The organism is Microcystis aeruginosa NIES-843 (genome assembly GCF_000010625.1).
GTDB classification, from domain to species: Bacteria; Cyanobacteriota; Cyanobacteriia; order Cyanobacteriales; family Microcystaceae; genus Microcystis; species Microcystis aeruginosa.
The window spans coordinates 4,087,420-4,106,093 of the sequence record NC_010296.1 but is presented as its reverse complement, the minus strand read 5'-3'; the positions used below and the strand labels follow the sequence as shown (position 1 = coordinate 4,106,093).

Annotated in this window: 16 protein-coding genes and 3 pseudogenes; 7 read left to right on the top strand and 12 right to left on the bottom strand. The window is 43.7% G+C overall.

Going from position 1 to position 18,674, the window contains the following annotated elements; translation table 11 throughout:
• Positions 1–27 precede the first annotated feature (27 nt).
• The gene (locus MAE_RS19340; protein ID WP_004162704.1) at positions 28–750 is read left to right on the top strand and encodes a Stp1/IreP family PP2C-type Ser/Thr phosphatase; all 723 of its coding nucleotides are present in this window, start codon (positions 28–30) and stop codon (positions 748–750) included.
• A 190-nt stretch (positions 751–940) separates the two neighbouring features.
• On the opposite strand, the gene MAE_RS19335 is transcribed toward MAE_RS19340, so the two are convergent.
• From MAE_RS19335 to tnpA, 3 genes are all read right to left on the bottom strand, one after another.
• Positions 941–2,341 carry an ankyrin repeat domain-containing protein gene (locus MAE_RS19335; RefSeq protein ID WP_331852482.1) on the bottom strand — a complete coding sequence of 467 codons (1,401 nt, stop codon included), beginning with the start codon at positions 2,339–2,341 and terminating at the stop codon, positions 941–943.
• Positions 2,342–2,361: 20 nt separating this feature from the next.
• Positions 2,362–3,492: a hybrid sensor histidine kinase/response regulator gene (locus MAE_RS19330; RefSeq protein ID WP_223210604.1), complete on the bottom strand. Its 1,131-nt coding sequence runs from the start codon at positions 3,490–3,492 to the stop codon at positions 2,362–2,364.
• A gap of 187 nt (positions 3,493–3,679) precedes the next feature.
• Entirely contained in the window at positions 3,680–4,012 is a 333-nt protein-coding gene (gene tnpA / locus MAE_RS30410) for an IS200/IS605 family transposase (protein ID WP_071823414.1), read from the bottom strand.
• A gap of 148 nt (positions 4,013–4,160) precedes the next feature.
• On the opposite strand from tnpA, the gene MAE_RS19320 reads away from it, so the two are divergent.
• Entirely contained in the window at positions 4,161–5,420 is a 1,260-nt protein-coding gene (locus MAE_RS19320; protein ID WP_012267072.1) for an RNA-guided endonuclease InsQ/TnpB family protein, read from the top strand.
• Between the two features lie 100 nt (positions 5,421–5,520).
• On the opposite strand, the gene aat is transcribed toward MAE_RS19320, so the two are convergent.
• A complete protein-coding gene (aat, locus tag MAE_RS19315) occupies positions 5,521–6,102 on the bottom strand; it encodes a leucyl/phenylalanyl-tRNA--protein transferase (RefSeq protein ID WP_012267071.1) in 582 nt (193 codons plus the stop codon).
• A 34-nt stretch (positions 6,103–6,136) separates the two neighbouring features.
• Here aat and MAE_RS19310 point away from each other — a divergent pair, with 34 nt between their 5' ends.
• Positions 6,137–6,478, top strand: a complete 342-nt coding sequence (locus tag MAE_RS19310) for a hypothetical protein (RefSeq protein WP_012267070.1) — start codon at positions 6,137–6,139, stop codon at positions 6,476–6,478.
• 210 nt (positions 6,479–6,688) lie between these two features.
• Here the strand turns inward: MAE_RS19310 and MAE_RS36165 are convergent.
• The 4 genes and pseudogenes from MAE_RS36165 to pdhA form a co-directional block, all read right to left on the bottom strand.
• Positions 6,689–7,927 (bottom strand): annotated as a pseudogene (locus MAE_RS36165) (RNA-guided endonuclease InsQ/TnpB family protein).
• On the bottom strand, positions 7,899–8,492 hold the full coding sequence (locus MAE_RS19295; protein WP_041804227.1) for an IS607 family transposase: 594 nt from the start codon (positions 8,490–8,492) through the stop codon (positions 7,899–7,901). Before MAE_RS19295 ends, MAE_RS36165 begins: the two are co-directional and overlap by 29 nt.
• Before the next feature lie 227 nt (positions 8,493–8,719).
• A complete protein-coding gene (locus MAE_RS19290; protein ID WP_012267066.1) occupies positions 8,720–9,502 on the bottom strand; it encodes a hypothetical protein in 783 nt (260 codons plus the stop codon).
• 187 nt (positions 9,503–9,689) lie between these two features.
• Positions 9,690–10,724, bottom strand: a complete 1,035-nt coding sequence (gene pdhA, locus MAE_RS19285; protein WP_012267065.1) for a pyruvate dehydrogenase (acetyl-transferring) E1 component subunit alpha — start codon at positions 10,722–10,724, stop codon at positions 9,690–9,692.
• Positions 10,725–11,039: 315 nt separating this feature from the next.
• Between pdhA and MAE_RS19280 the strand changes: the two genes are divergently transcribed.
• Both MAE_RS19280 and MAE_RS19275 read left to right on the top strand, forming a co-directional pair.
• A complete protein-coding gene (locus MAE_RS19280; protein ID WP_012267064.1) occupies positions 11,040–12,245 on the top strand; it encodes an RNA-guided endonuclease InsQ/TnpB family protein in 1,206 nt (401 codons plus the stop codon).
• Between the two features lie 47 nt (positions 12,246–12,292).
• Complete coding sequence (locus MAE_RS19275; protein WP_012267063.1) at positions 12,293–14,539, top strand: IMS domain-containing protein; 2,247 nt, start codon at positions 12,293–12,295, stop codon at positions 14,537–14,539.
• A 218-nt stretch (positions 14,540–14,757) separates the two neighbouring features.
• On the opposite strand, the pseudogene MAE_RS19270 reads toward MAE_RS19275, so the two are convergent.
• Positions 14,758–15,030, bottom strand: a pseudogene (locus MAE_RS19270) (transposase); the annotation flags it as partial.
• 182 nt (positions 15,031–15,212) lie between these two features.
• Between MAE_RS19270 and MAE_RS19265 the strand changes: the two are divergent.
• Positions 15,213–16,427, top strand: a complete 1,215-nt coding sequence (locus MAE_RS19265) for an ISL3-like element ISMae36 family transposase (RefSeq protein ID WP_012263890.1) — start codon at positions 15,213–15,215, stop codon at positions 16,425–16,427.
• A 27-nt stretch (positions 16,428–16,454) separates the two neighbouring features.
• Here the strand turns inward: MAE_RS19265 and MAE_RS19260 are convergent.
• Positions 16,455–17,036, bottom strand: a pseudogene (locus tag MAE_RS19260) (IS630-like element ISMae21 family transposase); the annotation flags it as partial.
• 425 nt (positions 17,037–17,461) lie between these two features.
• On the opposite strand from MAE_RS19260, the gene MAE_RS19255 reads away from it, so the two are divergent.
• A complete protein-coding gene (locus MAE_RS19255; protein WP_012267059.1) occupies positions 17,462–17,779 on the top strand; it encodes a KGG domain-containing protein in 318 nt (105 codons plus the stop codon).
• A gap of 33 nt (positions 17,780–17,812) precedes the next feature.
• On the opposite strand, the gene MAE_RS33505 is transcribed toward MAE_RS19255, so the two are convergent.
• Positions 17,813–18,004 (bottom strand): hypothetical protein, encoded by a 192-nt coding sequence (locus tag MAE_RS33505; RefSeq protein WP_158303544.1) that lies wholly within the window; start codon positions 18,002–18,004, stop codon positions 17,813–17,815.
• A gap of 7 nt (positions 18,005–18,011) precedes the next feature.
• On the bottom strand, positions 18,012–18,560 hold the full coding sequence (locus MAE_RS19250) for a DUF2808 domain-containing protein (RefSeq protein ID WP_012267058.1): 549 nt from the start codon (positions 18,558–18,560) through the stop codon (positions 18,012–18,014).
• Positions 18,561–18,674 lie beyond the last annotated feature (114 nt).

Sequence of the window (18,674 nt, the reverse complement as noted above, 5' to 3'; positions counted from 1 at the left end):
AATATTGTGTTAGTAGCAGAAATTTCAATGAACAATCTTTCTTTTGGGGGAATGACCGATCCTGGTGTGGTGCGATCGGTTAATCAGGATAGTTATTATATCGACCCCGAGCGCCGCTTTTTTATCGTTGCCGATGGTATGGGGGGTCATGCGGGAGGCCAGGAAGCTAGTCAAATCGCCACTGAAACTATCCAAGCTCATCTAGAAGAACACTGGAATTCGCCCCGGGCTGCCGGGGAATTGCTGCAGGAGGCAATTACTGCCGCTAACGAGAAGATTATTGAAGATCAACTGAAAAATCCCGAAAGACAGGAGATGGGGACAACCCTAGTCATAGCTATCTTCCGAGATGATGGCTCTTGGTACACCCATATTGGTGATTCCCGTCTCTATCGCTTTCGTGAGCAAAAATTAGAACAGGTGACGGAGGATCATACTTTGATCGCTAGGGCGATAAAAATGGGCGATATGTCCGAAGAAGATGCGAAAAACTCCCCTTATCGGCACATTTTATTAAAATGTCTCGGTCGTCCCGGTTTGCTCCCAGTGACGGTATCTCCCCTTGATGTGCAATCCGGCGATAGTTTAATTCTCTGTAGTGATGGTTTGACGGAAGAAGTGTCCGACGAGGAAATTAGCGATTATTTGCAAACCGGTGCTGATTGTCAGGAAATTGTCGAAAATTTAGTGGCAGCGGCCAAAAAAGCTGGCGGTTCCGATAATATCACCGTGGTCATGGTAAGCTGTTGACTATCTAGGGTTTGCGGCAAAAAGTTTCTCCTGGGGAAGTGGGGAAGTGGGGAAGTGGGGGAATTTCAACTAAAACCCTAACACCCTAACACCCTAACACCCCCCGCAACGCGCACGCAGTGACCACCCTATCTCCTGCCTCGCAGCCTCGGAGCCTCATCTCAACAAGCAATTTAAATTCGCGGGCAGCTTACTCGATCGCTCCCGCTTGTTTTAATAAAGAAACGATCGCCTGATGGTGATTAAATTTAGCTAACATTAAAGCGGTCATTCCCCCTTGATTTTTCTGATTTAAGTTCACCTTTCCCCCGTCTAACAAAACTTTAACCGTGTCGAGACAACCGTGATAACTCGCCCACATTAAAGGGGAAGCGCCGCTAAAATCGAGTTTATTGACATCAGCACCGATATCGATTAACCGGCGCACCAGTTGACTATTATTGCCCTCACAAGCTTTCATGAGGACGGTTTTGCCATCGGGATAAACGGCGTTGGGATTAGCCCCGTAGTCGAGGAGATAACGACAGATTTTCGTAAATTTGCGCTGTAGAGCTAAAGTTAACGGTGTTTCTCCCTGCTGAGTTAGGTTAGGCTCCGCCCCCTGTTTTAACAATTCTAAAACGATCGCTTCGTATCCTTGCACCGTGGCGATGATCAGGGGTGTATCACCAAAATGATTGCGGTGATTGACAAAAGCGCCGGCTTGTAGTAAGGCCTGGACGATCTCTAAATGTCCTTCGATCGTCCCTAAATGCAGGGCCGTTTCCCCAGCCTGATTTTGATTGTCAACACTGGCCCCCTTAGCGAGTAAAAGTCGGACAATATCGAAATATCCCTCAGCAGCGGCGATCATCAGGGCAGTTTCTCCCTCCTCCGTGCTGATGTTCGGATTTGCTCCCGCTTGCAGTAAAGTTTGCACGCTGCCGAGATTTCCCCTCTCTACAGCCAAAATTAGGGGAGTTTCCCCGGATAAAGTGGGAGCATCGAGGGGCATACCACGGGTAATAAACAATTCGAGGATTTCTGGGCAATTAGCGGTGAGAGCCTGTAACCAAGCTTGTTGACGGATTTCTTCATCTACACCACTATCGAGCAGTAAACGGACGATTGCGGCGTAATTTTGTTTGATCGCTACAGATAAAGCCGTATCTCCATCCCGATCGCGCACATTGACCCGAGCGCCGGCGATTAATAACTGTTCTGCGATCGCTATATGACCCTTATAAACGGCGATCATTAGTGCGGGTGTACCATCTTGATTGACCTGATTGATATTAGCACCGGCAGCGATTAGTTGAGGGAGGATTTGACTGTGATTGAGGGCAGCCGCTAACATGAGAGGGCTTAAACCTTGAGGTTGTTTACTTTTGTTGATATCAGCCCCAAATTCTCGCAAAATTGCCACAATTTCCCTATGACCCCCCTGCACGGCATAGATTAAAGCCGTAGTATTTTGCCCATCAGTGGCGTTGACATTTGCCCCCTGACTCAGTAAAGCTTGAACCCGCGCGAGATTGCCCTGACGCGCCGCTTGTATTAACAAGATATCCCAATTAGAAGCCATTAACAGTGACCGATCGGCAGAAAGTATTTTTTCTATTATCGATCTTTCTAGACAGGTAAACGGACAGAAAAGCTACTACCCCGTTCTAATTCTGAGGTGACGGCAATAGTTCCCCCATGAGCATCGATAATGCGACGGGAGAGATAAAGTCCTAACCCATTGTTGGAACTGTCTGGGGAACCGGAGTACAGGCGCTCGAAAATCCGGGGTAGTTCTTCTGCTGAAATGCCTATACCAGTATCCTCGACCACAATGGTGACAAAAGTATCTTCCTCTGTAGCGGGGATGAGATGAATTTTCACATCACCCTTTTGGGTAAATTTAATCGCATTGCCGATGAGATTGGTAAAAACGCGCCGCAGTTCCAAGCGATCGCCAGTTAGGAAAATTTCCCCGGCATTTTCGGCATTTAAGCTTAATTCTAGTCCTTTTTCTCGGGCAAGGGGAGTTAACTGCTGACAGACTTCTTCGAGAATATCGATAATCTTTAATTTAGTAAAATTAAGTATCTTTTCGCCGTTTTCATAACAATAAACTTCCAAAAGATTATTAACCATTTCCAAGAGATTTTGATTACTGCGAATAATCACATGAATGACTCGACTCATTTCGGGAGTAATCTCACCGTATAAACCTTCTTGAAATAGTTCTAATATGTGATTGACAGACACTAAGGGAGTTCGCAAATCGTGGGTCATCCTCGAAACAAAATCTTCTTTTTGTCTAGCCAATTGCTCTTTTTCTTGTTTGGCAATCGCCACTTCTTGTTCCGCTTCATAGATGCGTAGGGCGTTTCGCATCGCTTGATTTAAGCGCGAGGCAGAAAGACGAAATTTACTCAGATAATCGGAAGCACCGGCTTTCATCATATCTACGGCAATTCCTTCGTCTCCGTGACCGGTTAAAACAATTAGGGGTATTTTAAGTCCCTGTTGCCGAATTTCCCGCACCAAAGTCAAACCATCTCCATCGGGTAGAAGATAATCGATAAACATACAGTCGAAAAGATTATTGGACATCTTTTCTTTAGCCTCTTGATAGTCAGCGGCTTCTGTTATTTCTATCGCCATCTCCGATGTTCTTAAGAATCGGCGCACGGCGATCCGATCTACTTCATTATCATCAACAATTAGAATTCTTAACTGGTTTAACATTGCCAATTTAAATCTGAATTTCATTACTGTCTAATCTACCCTGATATAATACCTCGAATCGGGTTCGATGGTCAAGACATTTTCGAGGTCGATTCTTACAGCTTTTTTCTTAAAGATGAAGTATAACCTAATTTGCTATCTCAAGGTCGCGATTCATCTCCCGTTAAACCGCTACGCAGTTAACGGGAGATGAATCGCCACCGGAATGAAACTAACGCGGTAGGGTTTCCACTTTTGGGGAGTTTTGGTTCTCAACGTATTTTTTTAGTTGTTCGACAGTAACGCCGCCACAACTAGCCACGAAATAACCTCCCGTCCAAAAATAAGGTTTATTGTCGAAATACTTGGCCGCTAAGTACGGAAATTCCTTTCTAATTAAGCGACTACTAACTGTTTTAAGGTTAGCGATTAATTTGGATAAAGCGATGTCAGGTTTGTCATCGATAATCCGGTGAACGTAATCCGATTCACCGTTGAAATCAAGCAACACGCTTTCCCATTTCGTCAGCGTTGATACAAAGATTTCTTGACGTCGGGCTAAGATTTCATTGTTAATAGCAATGGTCGGTATTTGATGACAAATACGACGTGAGCGGTAAGTCTATAAACGGAGCAAAATCCATGATTGTAATCGGTTGACATATTAGGCAGTAAGTGTTACAATTCAATTGTACATCACGAAACGAACGACAGTGATAACGCTTACCTACCAGTACAAACTAAAGGTAAACAGGCGACAGGAACGGGAGATAATCCACATTCTTGATGTTGCCAAAAGCGTTTACAATTACGCGCTGGCGGAGCGAAAAGATTGGTTGAACTCTCGAAAGTGTCTTGCGGATCGTTGTTCGTTAGTTTCCGAGTACATAATTCCTGCGGATGAACCCTATCCTAATTACTTCGTTCAAGCTAAAAATCTAACGGAAGCTAAAAAAGTTTACCCGATATTAAAGACGGTTAACGCTCAAGTTTTACAGCAAGTCTTAAAAACTGTAGATAAAGCTTTTGACCAGATAAAATCGAAAGGCTTCGGCTTTCCTAGATTTAAGAAAAAGATGCGGAGTTTGGTTTTTCCTGCGCTGTCAAAAAACTTTCTAGGGGATGGATGTTTGAATTTTCCACAATTGGGAAAAATTCGGATTAGGAAATCTAGGGAGTACCCGTCTGGGTTTGAGCCTAAACAAGCTCGAATTATCCGCAAAGCGTCGGGATTTTACGTTTCGGTTTCTTTCCAATCTACGGAATTAGTTCCCGATATGACAGTTGGGAAGACCTGTTTAGGAATCGACGCGGGGATTGAAAGTTTTGTCGCTACTTCACGGGGAGATTTAATCAAAGCCCCTCGATTTTTGTTGAAAGTACAGAGTAAGCTTAAATTGCTACAAAGACGCTTGAAACATCAAGTCAAAGGCTCGAACAATTGGTTAAAACTTCAGGAGAAGATAGCAAGATTACATGAAAAAGTGTCTAATACTCGTAGAGATTGGCATTTTAAGTTAGCTCATTACCTTTGCGATCTTGCTGATAATATCTTCGTTGAGGATATTAACTTCGTTTCCTGGTCTAGAGGGATCGTTAGAAAACAATCTCTGGATTCGGGTATCGGTAGTTTTATTAACGAGATACTACCGTTTGTTGTTTGGAAACGGGGAAAATATTATCTTAAAGTCGATAAAAACGGAACTTCGCAAGAGTGTCCGAATTGTGGCGCGATTACCGGTAAAAAAGCCTTATCGGAAAGAGTTCACCGGTGTGATTCTTGCGGCCACATTGAACCGAGAGATACGGCATCAGCGAAGGTAATCGAGAACCGAGGAAAAAACGCGGTCGGACTGACCGTGTTAGAAAACGCTCGCGGAGGCGATTTGACGGGGATCCTCCAGTTAAACCAGGTCGATCTAGTTAAAAGCCTAAGAACCGAGAATCCCCCGCTACACCGCGCGAGCGGTTAGCGGGGGAGAGTCAATGACGACCGAATCGTGACGACTGGCCCCCCAAAACGAAAAATTAGTACCTCACTATTAAGATGACTGCCACAATCGGAAACAATACTTAAACAAAATGGCAATGCTTCAACAGAGCGCTTTCCAGTCGGGCATGATATTCTTGTTCGGGGATAGTATAGGCCCCAAATCTAGCCAGATGGGGATTTTGCATTTGGGCATCAAATAGACAGAAATTCCGTTCTCTGAGGTGTTCAACTAACTTGACCATGGCTACCTTAGAACCATCGGGAATTTTATAGAACATCGATTCCCCGATAAAAACCCCGCCAATGGCCAAACCTAAAATCCCTCCCGCTAATTGATCCCCTTGCCAAGTCTCGAAACTGTAGGCCCAACCGGCCTGGTGTAATTGCTGATAGATTTGCATTAACTCCGGGGAAATCCAAGTCAGCGAGCGATCGGCACAACCAGCACAAACCCCAGCAAAATCGCGGTTAATAGCGACGCTAAAGCGATTTTGATTCAAAACTCGTTTTAGGGACTTGGGATACCTAAAACGCCGATCAAGAGGGATAAGAGCGCGATTTTTACTAGAATACCAATCCAATCGCCCCCCCTCATCGGCCATGAGAAAGTAACCGCGTGCGTATCCTTGTATAATAGAGGCGGTATCCACGACTCCCCCCAAGAATTCAGTCTCGTAGCCTGATCATTCTCTAATTATGCCCGATCATCCCGCACCAATTCCACCTATTACTTTACCACCGATCGAAAATCCCCAACAGGAACAAACTTGGTTGCGCACGGCTTTACATCGTTGGTTAGATGCGGAATTTATTCCCGAAGCTATTAATGAAACTATCGCTGAACGCGCTAGTCAAATTTTTCTGCGTCAGCGTTTGGAAGGGGAAAACGATCTCGGTTGTCTAGTAATTGCGATCGTTACCGAGATGCAAGCTTTTGATTTTCGCGAAAGTTTTTATAGTGAATTTGCCATCGCTAACGCCGTCAGTGATTTAATTTTAGATAGTTTAGGGATCGATCGCTGTTGTGGCCAAAGTTAGATTGTTTTTCTCTGCTATTGGAGTGAACTACTCTCAACTCCGTTGAGAGCTTCCTGCTTCAATGGGATGTGCTTTCTACCTCGAAAGATAGCAAGTCTTACCTTCCCGACCCGGGCAGGAGTCCTAGTTCCTAAGACCCATACTTTTTCTGGCAACAGGACTCGTCGAAGCTCGGTTATCGCTTCAGGAATAGTGACCAAGATATAGTTACTAATTCTGTACGCAAATATTGCATCTAGAATTAGCTTTGTACGCTTTGACCCGTACTGGGTTAACTACGAACCTCTCTATCGGATTCCCGCTAAAGGCGGCCTCTCCGACTACCTTTCTTCCAATATTTAAGGAACCATTAATATCTGCTCCATAGAAATAACCCGACGAGCTTCTGAATAGTCCTCTTTTAATTCTCTTGCCTAAATAGCTTTTTTGCTTTTGAATAGACTCTAAGTCCAAGAAACTACATTTAGAGGTATAGCTTTCATTAGTTGTTTTGACCTCTATTCCTACTAAATTTGCTTTATAGGTAAGTTGTTCGATCAACCTTGAATGAGGAATATTTACGAATGACTGGTTATTTCTATCTCCAATATTAATGTTTTGTTTCCAGCCTTGATTATGACCAATAACTAAAAGGTTAATTTGATGAGCTAGTAATTTATCAATAATATATTTACTAGCGGTGTGGAGGTAATAATCCACCTGGCAATTACGCTTTAAAGTTAAACCTTGTATTCTTTTACTGGTCTTCTGTAGACTGGGTAATTCCGATTTGAGTTTAGCTAGTGTCTTGTTGTACTTTTGATTGGAGGATTTTCAGGCTTTTCCACATACTAAAGTTGGCTGAAATTCGGGAATATTAGAGGTAACAGCAGCTAGGTTATTTAAGCCTAAATCGATAAAAGCATATCTTTCTCCCTCTTGACTTGATGAGGATGGTTGTTCATAGACAATCTCTAAACAATAAGCACCCAATTTAGGAATAATCCTGACCTCTAAGACTTTCTTTAAATTAGTTTTAAATTCTCAATTAGTCCCTGATAGCTTGATTAAACCTTGCTTCAACGCTTTTTTAGAAATGGCTTGATAGTTATAAGTTAAAACGTTTCTACCTTTTTCCTTGTCTTTGTATCTTGGCAACTTAGGCTCTCCTGTAAATTTATCTGGCGATTTTTTGGATTGTTCTTTCGCTTTTTGGTAAGATTTAAAGGTTTTTTCTACTTGCTTTAATACTAACTGACTTACTTTGGCGGGTAAGGCTTGATAATCTGGACTCATTTTTAAGGCATGATGTAACTCAGTCATTGTTAAAAATGGTTGATGTGAAAAGAAAACTTGACGGTTTAAATAAACAGCACAATTATACAGATTCTTCGATAAAAATCCTAATTTATCAATTACTGAATAATTTTTGTGATTAAATTTAATTAGATGTTTTTGAACTAATTTCATCATTCTCCTCAAGGCATTTAATTAAACATTCTGTCTTTCTATTTCGTCGTCTTAATGAGTATAATCGAGCGCAAAATGAGGTAATTATGCTCACGAAGTCTTGCCTTAAATCGTCTTTTCTTTCTTCTGCTAGATTAACGACCTCTAGCTCTCTATTTGTTTGAGTTAAAAGAACTTTCAGATAATTAAACCCTACTCTGCTTAAACGATCTTTATGTTCTACGACAATCAAATTATAATCAGTTTGTTCTAGAAGTTTTAATAATAGCTTTCGATGATCATTGACTCCACTTCCTACTTCTTTAACTACTCGAACAATTTGATAGCCTTTCGCAATACAATAAGCTTCCAATCTTTTTGCCTGAGTCTCTAAGTCAGATTTATTTTCTGAACTAGAAACTCGCGCATAAATAGCTACTTTATTTTCACCGCAAGAACGGTCATCTTCAAAAATAATAATTGTTCCTGTAGGAAGACGTTCTCCTTGTAACTGCCCTCGATTCCACATTCTCCAAGCAGTGTCATAACTGATCCCTTTTTTCTTAGCATAATCTGATAGTTTCATGTGAACTGCAATGTAAACTTGTACTAACCATATTAGCAGTTGTTTGCAGTCATTTGCATATATTTTTTACAAAACTTTACAATACTTATTATAGCATCGGTTTTTGAGAATTGTCTATATACAAAGTCAGCATTCATGAGTGAGGGGAACCCTGGGGCGAATTACTTCGCCCCTTTAAAAGCCCCGTCCCATCGCACTAAGCGCGAGGGACTTCTGCTGACACTAAGTTAAATTGCCAAGGAATGATCGAGCATTGCTTGCCGACGTAAACAATTCCAGTAGGCTGCATAAAGATCCGTCTGTTGACCGCGCAGGGAAGCGATCGCAGGTGCAGCAGGAAAAGGCCAGAGACGATCAAAAACCACTTCTCGATGAGCCAGACGAAACTGCAGCAAATAAACAGAAGCAGGAGCCTGTAAATTATCCAGTAATTGCGCTGCCAGCCGATGTAAAGACTTAAGACTCTCTCTTTCCAGACTAATCGGTTGACTGTAGGCGTTGGGGATCATGCCTTCTCCGATTACCTCACCGTATTCTAAACCCTTAGATGTCACCGTGATCGGCAACCAAAGATCCCCAAAAGAAGAATCTCCCTGACTGGTTTTATAGTGCAGGGTATGGGCAACCCAAGTGCGTCTTTCCTCGATATCCCGACAAGCTTGATAAACTTTTTTACCAGGAAAATTCACCCAATTGGGTAATTGAATTGTTAAGGGACACCAGATTAAATTATTCTGGCTGGTTTTACCCGACTCCATTTTTGACCACAAAGAAGCCGTCCCCGTCACCTCCACCGCCAAGGATTTAGGAACCGCATTTTTTAAGGCAATCACCATCTTTTCGGTAACGGGCGATAGCCGAGACATCTGACCACTGGCTTGAGCTTCGGCATTAACGAGAATGATAACTTTGTCCATTTCTTGTTGTGGGTTGGGTGAACTTGAACGATCAGCGGTGAGGTTGGTTAAGAATGCGAACTGACTGGGGTTCAATGCTTCTGTAGTCGCCATGGCAAAAGCTATTTCTCTGGATTTTAGCGGATTATACAAGAGCGCAACTATTTTTTACGGATTTTTTCAACAACAACCATCTTCAAGGCGGGATTTTTCTGCTCCCCCTCATAGAATACCTTAAGTAATCAGTGATCACTGATTACTGATTACTCAAATCTGAATAACTGGTAACTAATCACTGAAATTACTCGTCTTCAGCGAAAATAAAGCGAGTTAGTTCACTAGGATCGGGTTCGGGGCTAGATTCGGCAAATTTAACCGCTTCCTCGATTTCAGCTTGAATTTTCTGCTCGATTTCTTTTAATTCCTCTCTCGTGGCCAGATCTCGCTCGTAGAGGTAGGCGGCAAAGCGAGTAATCGGATCTCTTTCGCCCCAGAATTGTTTCTCGTCAGCACTGCGTAACTCGTCGGGATCTGCCAGAGAGTGACCCCGGAAACGATAGGTTAAGGCCTCAATTAAAGTCGGTCCCTCACCAGCGCGGGCCCGAGCCACGGCTTCTCTGGCGGCGGCATGAACGGCGACCACATCCATACCGTCCACTTCCACACCGACCATACTAAAAACACTAGCTTTTTTATAGATTTCCGGTTGAGAAGTGGCTCGATCGTGGGCCATACCGATCGCCCACTTATTATTTTCCACCACATAGATAATCGGCAACTTCCAGAGGGCGGCCATATTCAGACACTCAAAAAACTGGCCATTATTACTCGCCCCATCCCCGAAGAAACAGACCGTTACCTGATCGGCACTGGCATCACCCATGGCTTCGCGACGGTACTTACTTTGAAAAGCCGCCCCGGTTGCGACGGGAATCCCCTCGGCCACAAAAGCGTAACCCCCTAAAAGCTTATGTTCGGCGGAAAACATATGCATGGAGCCGCCCCGTCCTTTACTACAGCCGGTAGCTTTTCCGAATAACTCCGCCATTACCTCTTGAGCGGGAACTCCGGCACTGAGGGCGTGGACGTGATCGCGATAGGTACTAGAAACGTAATCTTCTCCCTGACGCAAGGCTTTAATAATACCGCTAGATATCGCTTCTTGACCGTTGTAGAGGTGGACAAAACCGAACATTTTGCCCCGATAATACATTTCGGCACATTTATCTTCAAACATCCGCCCCAAAACCATATCCTCGTATAGGCGAAGACCTTCAGCTTTGGTAATAATGATGGAAGCAGGATTAAAGGTTGGTAAAGTACGTTCGGAAATCATAGGGTCTGTAGTATCATTTAGACAACAAAAAGGCAAGGGGAGAGGAAGCGGTAGATTTTTCGAGAATTCTGGCAGTGAATTTTTTGGTCTTAAACCAAGGGGTTCTTGGTATTTTCTCTCTCAAATCTAATCTTAGTCAGTCAGAGATTGGCTAGGATAAGATGGTATCTTGTTATTTTACTCGCTCCGCTCTCACTTACATCACTTAATTCACCTTAGATGTCGGCAGGATGCCCCCGTTACACCCTACGGGTTGGCGGCGGAGGAATGCCGACCAGTATAAAACGCGCGTAGCGCATCGACTCTAAATATGTTATGCTTCCTGTTGGTGAGTTTTTTGAGGCCGTGGAACAAGTCCTGACGCTAGTGATCAAGCTTCAAGTATGTAGCGAACAACAACAAGCGCTGTCCGATACCTGTACGGCTTTTGCGTCGGCTTGTAGCTGGATTAACGAGAACGTCAATCCCCGGCTGACTAACCGGAACTCGATTCAAGCCGTCTGTTATCAGGACGTTAAGGATCGGTTCGGATTGACGGCTAACCACGTTGTCAGAGCTTGCGGTCGGGTGGCGGCTAATCGTTTGACAGCAAAACTTCAAGGGAAGAAGGTCAAGAACTTTGCTCCAACAAGTTTCGACTGTGACGCTCGAACCTTCCGTTTCGTCGAGAAAGATTGGGCGATTACTGTTAGCACCACGGGGAAACGGTTAACCATTCCCCTGAGAGCGAGCAATTACCATCGGGGGAAACTTACCTGGCAAAATCCGACCTCCGCTCAAATCTGCCTACATCGTGACGGCGGTTGGTATGTCCACATCCAACTAAAATCGGAACCGCCGAAACCTATCAACGCGGATAACATTATCGGGGTCGATTTCGGCCGTCGTGACATCGCGGTAACATCAACCGATCAATCGTGGTCGGGGGATGGAATCAAGGAAACGAGGGATAAATACAGTCGCGTTCGAGCTTCTCTGCAAAGGAAAGCGTCTCAAGGCACTAGATCCACCAGGCGTAGGTGTCGGGAGATATTGAAACGGCTATCGGGGCGGGAGAGAAGATACCAAGCGCACTTAAATCATGTAATCAGTAAAGCTATCGTTGCCGAGGCAAAATCAACCAACTCGATTATCGCTATTGAAGACCTAACCGGTATTCGAGAGAGAACCAACCAACAACCACGAAATAAGACCGAGAGAAGACGGTCTAACTCTTGGGCTTTCTATCAACTTCGACAATTTCTCGAATACAAAGGCATTAAAGAAGGAGTTGAGGTTATCGCGGTTAATCCACGATATACCTCTCAAACCTGTCATTGTTGCCTACATATCGGAATTAGAAGCGGAAAATCGTTTAAGTGTAGTAATAAGACTTGTGGTTGGATTGGTGACGCAGACGCGAACGGTAGCAAGATGATTAGACTTTTGGGGCTGAGTGTAATCCAGCCCAGAGAGCCGAATTTATTGGCTTGCCCGATAAGTTTAGGGTTACAGAAAGCTCCCGTTAAGCTGACGCTTTAACGGGAGTAGATTACTAAGGACTCTCCAGAGTTGAGGTACAGCTAACCGTGCGCATTCCTCTTGACTACTACAGGATATTGGGAATCCCCTTTCAGGTGAGTGCCGAGCAGATTGATTTGGCCCACGCCGACCGGGGACGGCAATTGCCACGTCAAGAATACAGTCAAACAGCGATCATTGCCCGTCAGCACTTGTTAGATGAAGCTTACCAAGTGTTAAGTGCTGCGGATCGCCGTCGTGATTACGATGCCCAATTTTTCGGACCCAATCCCTTGCTTCTCAACCCAGAAAGCAGTGCCGAAAACCTAGATTCTCAGGGTGGGGAGGCGGCCGCGGCTTCGCCGGAATATCCCACTCCCCAGATTACCATTGCCCCCGCCGATCTGGTGGGAGCTTTGCTCATCCTGCAAGAGTTGGGAGAATACGAGTTAGTGATTCGTTTGGCCGAAACTTATCTAGATTTAGAGCCAACTACTCGCCCAGACATGATCTTAACCTTGGCTTTGGCCTACGGGGAATTAAGTCGGGAATATTGGCAGGATAAAAATTATGAACAGGCGGCCAGCACCGCAACCAAAGCCCTGACTTGGTTGGAACAAGAACAAATGTTCCCGCAAGTGGCCAGCGAGATTCGCCATGATTGCGATCGCCTGCGTCCCTACCGGATACTGGAATTGTTATCCCAAGAAAAAAAACCTAGTCTTGCCCGTCAGCGCGGCTTAAATCTCTTGGAGGAGATGTTGGCCGCTCGCGGCGGCATCGATGGCCAGGGCGACGATCGCTCTGGGTTGGGGGTGGATAATTTTTTACGCTTTATTCAACAGTTACGGGTTTATTTAACTCAGGCCGAACAGGAGAAAATCTGGGCTAAAGAGGCACAACGCCCCTCGGCGGTGGGTAATTATCTGCTGGTCTATGCCTTGATCGCCCGCGGTTTCGCCCAAAAACAACCCGCCGCTATTGTCGCAGCCTGCGAGCGCCTACAGCAATTACAAAAACATCAGGATGTCTCCCTAGAGCGATCGATCTGCGCCCTACTGCTCGGTCAGACGGAACGAGCAAGCACAATTTTAGAAAAAAGTCAAGAGCAAGAAATATTAAATTATATTAAGGAACAATCCGGGCAATCTGCCGATCTTTTACCCGGGTTATGTCGTTACGGTGAGCGTTGGTTACAAACAGAAGTTTTCTGCCATTTTAGTGATTTAGTCGAGCGGAAAGCCTCACTCAAAGAGTATTTTGCCGAGGAAGAAGTACAAAATTATTTAGAAGAATTGTCAGGTTTTCCTGACGAAAAAGTTCCCGTCGAGGTTCGAGAAAAGGCCAGCGAACCCTTAGAATCGGAAGTAAATGTTCTGAAAACCCACACCCCCCCCACCCATTTAAACCCAGTGCCAGGAGTGACACCGATGAGGGAATCTGCTTATTCTTCTTCCCACTCTCGTCCCCAAAAACCGTCTTTAGCTAGAGCTAACGGTGAGCGGACAAGCACTGCTGTACCTGCCCTGAGAGCCACCGCTCAGGAGGAAACGCTCACCCCCTATACTCAGGGTAATGTGGTGGTGACAGCAGCCTATCGTCAACCGGCACTTAATCCCCCCCGTCGTCGTCCTAGTCGCCCGCGCCACCAAGCAGCAGGCAACTCCGGGCCGGCAGCCCTAGAAACGGCAAAAACTGCCCTAGTCGCACCGAAACGGAGACGACCAGCCCGCAGAAAACTGCGACTCGATCGAGTGGCGATATTAGGGGTAGGATTAGTGGGAACAATCGCGGTTTTGGCCCTGGGGGTAAAGGCAATTGTCGATAGTCAATCTCCTTTGGCAGCCTTGCAAGGGGAACAGTTACCGATTTCTTTAAATACTCCCATACTAGAAATTCCCTCGGCTAATGCGGAAGTGATGGAAGGGATTCCCTTGGACAAGGAAACAGCAAAGGAGACGATTCAAGCTTGGTTAGAAGCAAAATCGGCGGCTTTTGGCAGTGAACACCAAAAAGAGCAATTGAAAGAGGTTTTAACGGGTTCAGCCTTGGAACTTTGGCAAAAACGAGCGGCGGCTTTACAAGGAAATAATTATTGGCGCTACGATCATCAAGTGGATGTGCGCTCGGTTACTAATAATGTGAAAAATCCTAATTTAGCGACGGTGGAAGCGATAGTCAACGAAAAGGCCATGTATTTCCATAATGGCAAGGAAATTGTCAATCGTTCCTATAATGAGTCCTTGAACCTGCGCTATGATTTGGTACGGCAAGGAGATAAATGGTTGATCGAAAAAACCCAAGTCTTACCCTAATTTTTTCCGATTAAATCCCCAAAAACTAGGCTTTAGGCTGCCCGCACACCCAATTAAGGCTGCATGGCAGCCTTTTCAGTGGGAAGTGGGGAAGTGGGGAAGTGGGGAGAAGGGAGCAGGGAGAAAAAAGCTGATAACTGATAACTGATAACTGATAACTGATAACTGATAACTGATAACTGATAACTGATATAGTTATTTCAAATAAGAACGAGACACTAGGCGACACAATAAGTACGAATAATTTCATCAAGGGGTGTCCCCACAGGAGCATACATTCTTGCCCTCTTTAATGCACTAAAATCATGTTCGATATCATTTAAATCAGGAGAGTATTTTGGCAAAAACACGACCTGATGACCTGCTTCCTCTACCAGTTGTTTAATGACTGTCTTCCGATGAATTGGTGCATTATCCATAATTAATACTGATGTTATGGTTAGAGAGGGCAACAAATATAAAGATAACCACCCTTCAAAACCTTCGGCATTCGGCTCTTCGGGAATTGTTATGCAAATAATTAACTTAAAATAAAATTCGATGAGAGCGCCTACGCTCAAAAGTAGCTGAAATCCATACAGGGAAGGACTTAAGGCACAAACAGGTTAATACCAAAAGATAGACAATTGAGTTAAGATTTGATATAATAGCCAAAAACGAGATTATTTTACTTATGATACTTGACAAATTTTTGAACCTAAAAGGAACCTGTATTCAAGGCTATCTACACCTAGAAAATATCGGTATAGTTTGCCGAATCGAATCGAAAAATCAAAAAGCAACCTGTCCTCGTTGTGGGTTAGAGAGCGATAAACTCCACCAAAATCATCGACATTTAGTCAAAGATTTACCAATCTCAGGTCAACCAGTATACCTACAAGTTAATCGTCGTCAATTTAAGTGCGATAATTGTCAGAGACCCTTTAGCGAAGAGTTAGATTTTGTCGCCAAGAAACGAACCTATACGAAAAGACTAGCCGCAAATATACTCGAACAATTAAAAGAAGGAGATATTTTAAATGTTAGTCGAATAAATGACGTAACGGAAGAAGAGATTCAAAGAATGATAGAGGACATCGCCGAAGAAATTACAGAGCCAGACCTATCGGAATTAAAAAGACTAGGAATTGATGAAATCGCTCTAGTCAAAGGACAAAAAAATTACTGTGCGGTTTTAGTAAATTTAGATACGGGAAAACTAATAGCTATTCTAGAGAAGCGAACACAAGAAGAGTTGAGAGAAACGCTTACGGGCTGGGGAAAAGAGGTGTTAGAGCAAATTGAAGAAGTGAGCATAGACCTTTGGTTGCCTTATAAAAATTTGGTGAAAGAATTGATGCCATCGGCCGAAGTAGTCGCCGATAGATTCCATGTAATGAAACAAATTAATCAAGAGTTAGACGAACAGAGAAGAGCAGAAAAAAGAGCCGTAGAAGCGCAGAAAAATAAAAAACAGAAAGCAGAAAAAGAAGCCAAGCTAGAAGTTTTAAAGCGAAGTAAATATAGCCTGTTAAAAAATGAAGAAGATTTAACGGAACCCCAAAAAATTAAACTAGAAGCTATCAAAGAAAAATTCCCAAATTTGAAAAAGATGCAGGAATTAAAGGAAGAATTTAGAAAGATTTATGAAACCTCAGAGAATCCGACAGAGGGAATGCTATCCATCTCGGAATGGTTGGCAAAATCCTCCAGTGTTTTTACCAAGAGTTGTCAAACAATCCGAAACTGGTTTGGAGAAATAATTAGTTATTTCGAGCGAAGGACAACGAATGGGGTGGTCGAAGGAATCAACAATAAACTTAAACTAATAAAACGGAGAGGCTATGGCTTTAGAAACTTTCGGAATTTTTGGGTTAGAAGTATGTTATCTTGGCATCTTGTATGTTGATTTAGCATAAAGGGTAACGAAGAGCCCGGCATTCAGGCTTCTCGTAAATACCATCGGTGCAATAAAGTCTTTTTTTCCCTTTCTTCTACCAGCGACAAGGTTCTCTCTTTTTCCTCGTTTTCCTTGTCTATCTCCAAAGACTTTCTTCCCTTTTTTTGACCAAGCATAAAAACAGGCTTGAAATTCTTCAAACCCTGACTCATCAATAAATACAAGGCTTTCACTTCCATATATTTTAATCAATTCTCTCAGCACTCTGTAGTATTTCATTCTTTCTTCTCGGTTTCTTTCTCTATAACGAAGTTCCTTCTTTTTTCTGGTAACTTTCATGTTTTTTAAGGCATAGCAAATGGCACTTGGTCTCACTCCAAATTTCTCGGCTCTGTCTCTTAATCTTGCCTCGGGATTTTCTTGGACATCTTTTGACAGTGCTTTCCAGTCCAGCTTTCTCTGACGGTGTTTTACCTTTGTTGCTTCCAGTTTTTCCCTACCTAGCCATCTATATATCGTCGCTCTTCCTATATTAAATAGAGCGGCGGCTTTGGTTATGCTTCCCCCATTCTCTACATAATCGATTACTTTTTTTCTCAAGTCTAGGCTATAAGACATTTTTCTGTATGGGTTGCTCGTTTCTCTTGATTTTACCTTATTTTTCCCTCGTCTCACACTTATTTGAAATGACTATAACTGATAACTGATAACTGATAACTGATAACTGATAACTGAAGACCGACTCCTGCAAAGGCAAACTTTGTACCTCACCATTAAGATAATTTCTATATCTTTAGACTGATAAATGCTCGATTCGCTTAATATTTTTTAACATAAAATATGCTCTTTGATTGCTGTAATTAGTTCCCTAGAAGTCAAGCTAATGAGTTATGATACTAGGTAGGAATCCATAGTTCTTAGAGGAGGAAAGCGGGGCAATCTCAATGTTTTGCCCACCGACAAGACCATGATTTTGATGTTTTAAAAATCTCGCATAAGTCTTTAAGAACTTTTAAAATCAGCATTCACACAGGAGGGATATTATGACAGGTAAGAGTAAACGCGGTTTTGCCTCTATGGATCAAGCTAAACAACGGGAAATCGCTAGTAAAGGTGGTAAAGCTGCTCATCAAAAAGGTACAGCCCACGAATTTACCTCCGAAGAGGCTCGCGAAGCGGGACGAAAAGGTGGTGAAGCGGTTAGCCGAGATCGCGCCCACATGGCCGCTATCGGACGGGAAGGGGGCAAAAATTCCCACAAAGGCAGTCGCAAAAACTCAAACTCCGAGGAAAATTACCCGGCCAACGAGTCTATAGGTGAAAACTCCTCAGATTTTAGCAACTCGGAGGCAAATAGTTGACTTTGGTTGACTTTTTCTCAGACTGAGAGGGTGTTAGGGTTTTGGGGTTTTAGTTAAATTCCCCCATTCCCCCATTCCCCCATTCCCCCATTTCCCTATCCCCGTTAACGAAGGCAGGAGGCAGAAGGCAGAAGGCAGAAGGCAGCTTTTATTTATTATCCCCACACCCCACACCCCACACCCCACACCCCACACCCTACCCCCACGAAAAACTTTTTGCCGCAAACCCTACTTAAGGTTCGATACTGACAATCCAAGTCCCAACGTAGAGACGGACGGGAATATTGCCAGAGGCAATCACATCACAGGTAAAGTAATAAGTGCCTAATTCGGGATTTCTGACATTAGACATGACGATTTCAACTTTGCTGGTCGGATCGATCGGTTGTTGGGGGACAATTTGAATAATGCGACTATCCTTATCCCAAACCACTTCCTTTAAAGGTAAAGATTTGCCGTTGGTGCGTACCTCGATTTTATTAGTGTCAAACTGGCCGTTAAAATAATCGGGATAGGAAATAAAAAAAGCTGCGGCCCCTTGGGAGAGTTTTTTCGGGGGGATATAGAGTTTATAACGATCCATTTGCTGGGGACGACCGCCAAATTGCAAGAAATAATCTAAGATATCCTTGCGATCGACTCCACTAAAAATGGTTAGGCCGGGGTTGCCATTGGCTAAAGTTATTTTTGGTAAAATAATCCCCGCACCCACAGCTAAAGATAGAGCAATTAAAGCGGGTGCTTTAGCATATTTAATTACTTTTGTCAAGACTTTTAACATAAATTTTAACCCAAAGTGAGGGGGATGGTGACGGCCGCAAGGAGCCTAATACAGTTCAACTGTAACAAAACCCGCTCGTTTCTTACCTAGACCTTTGCCAGTCCGATAAGTGTC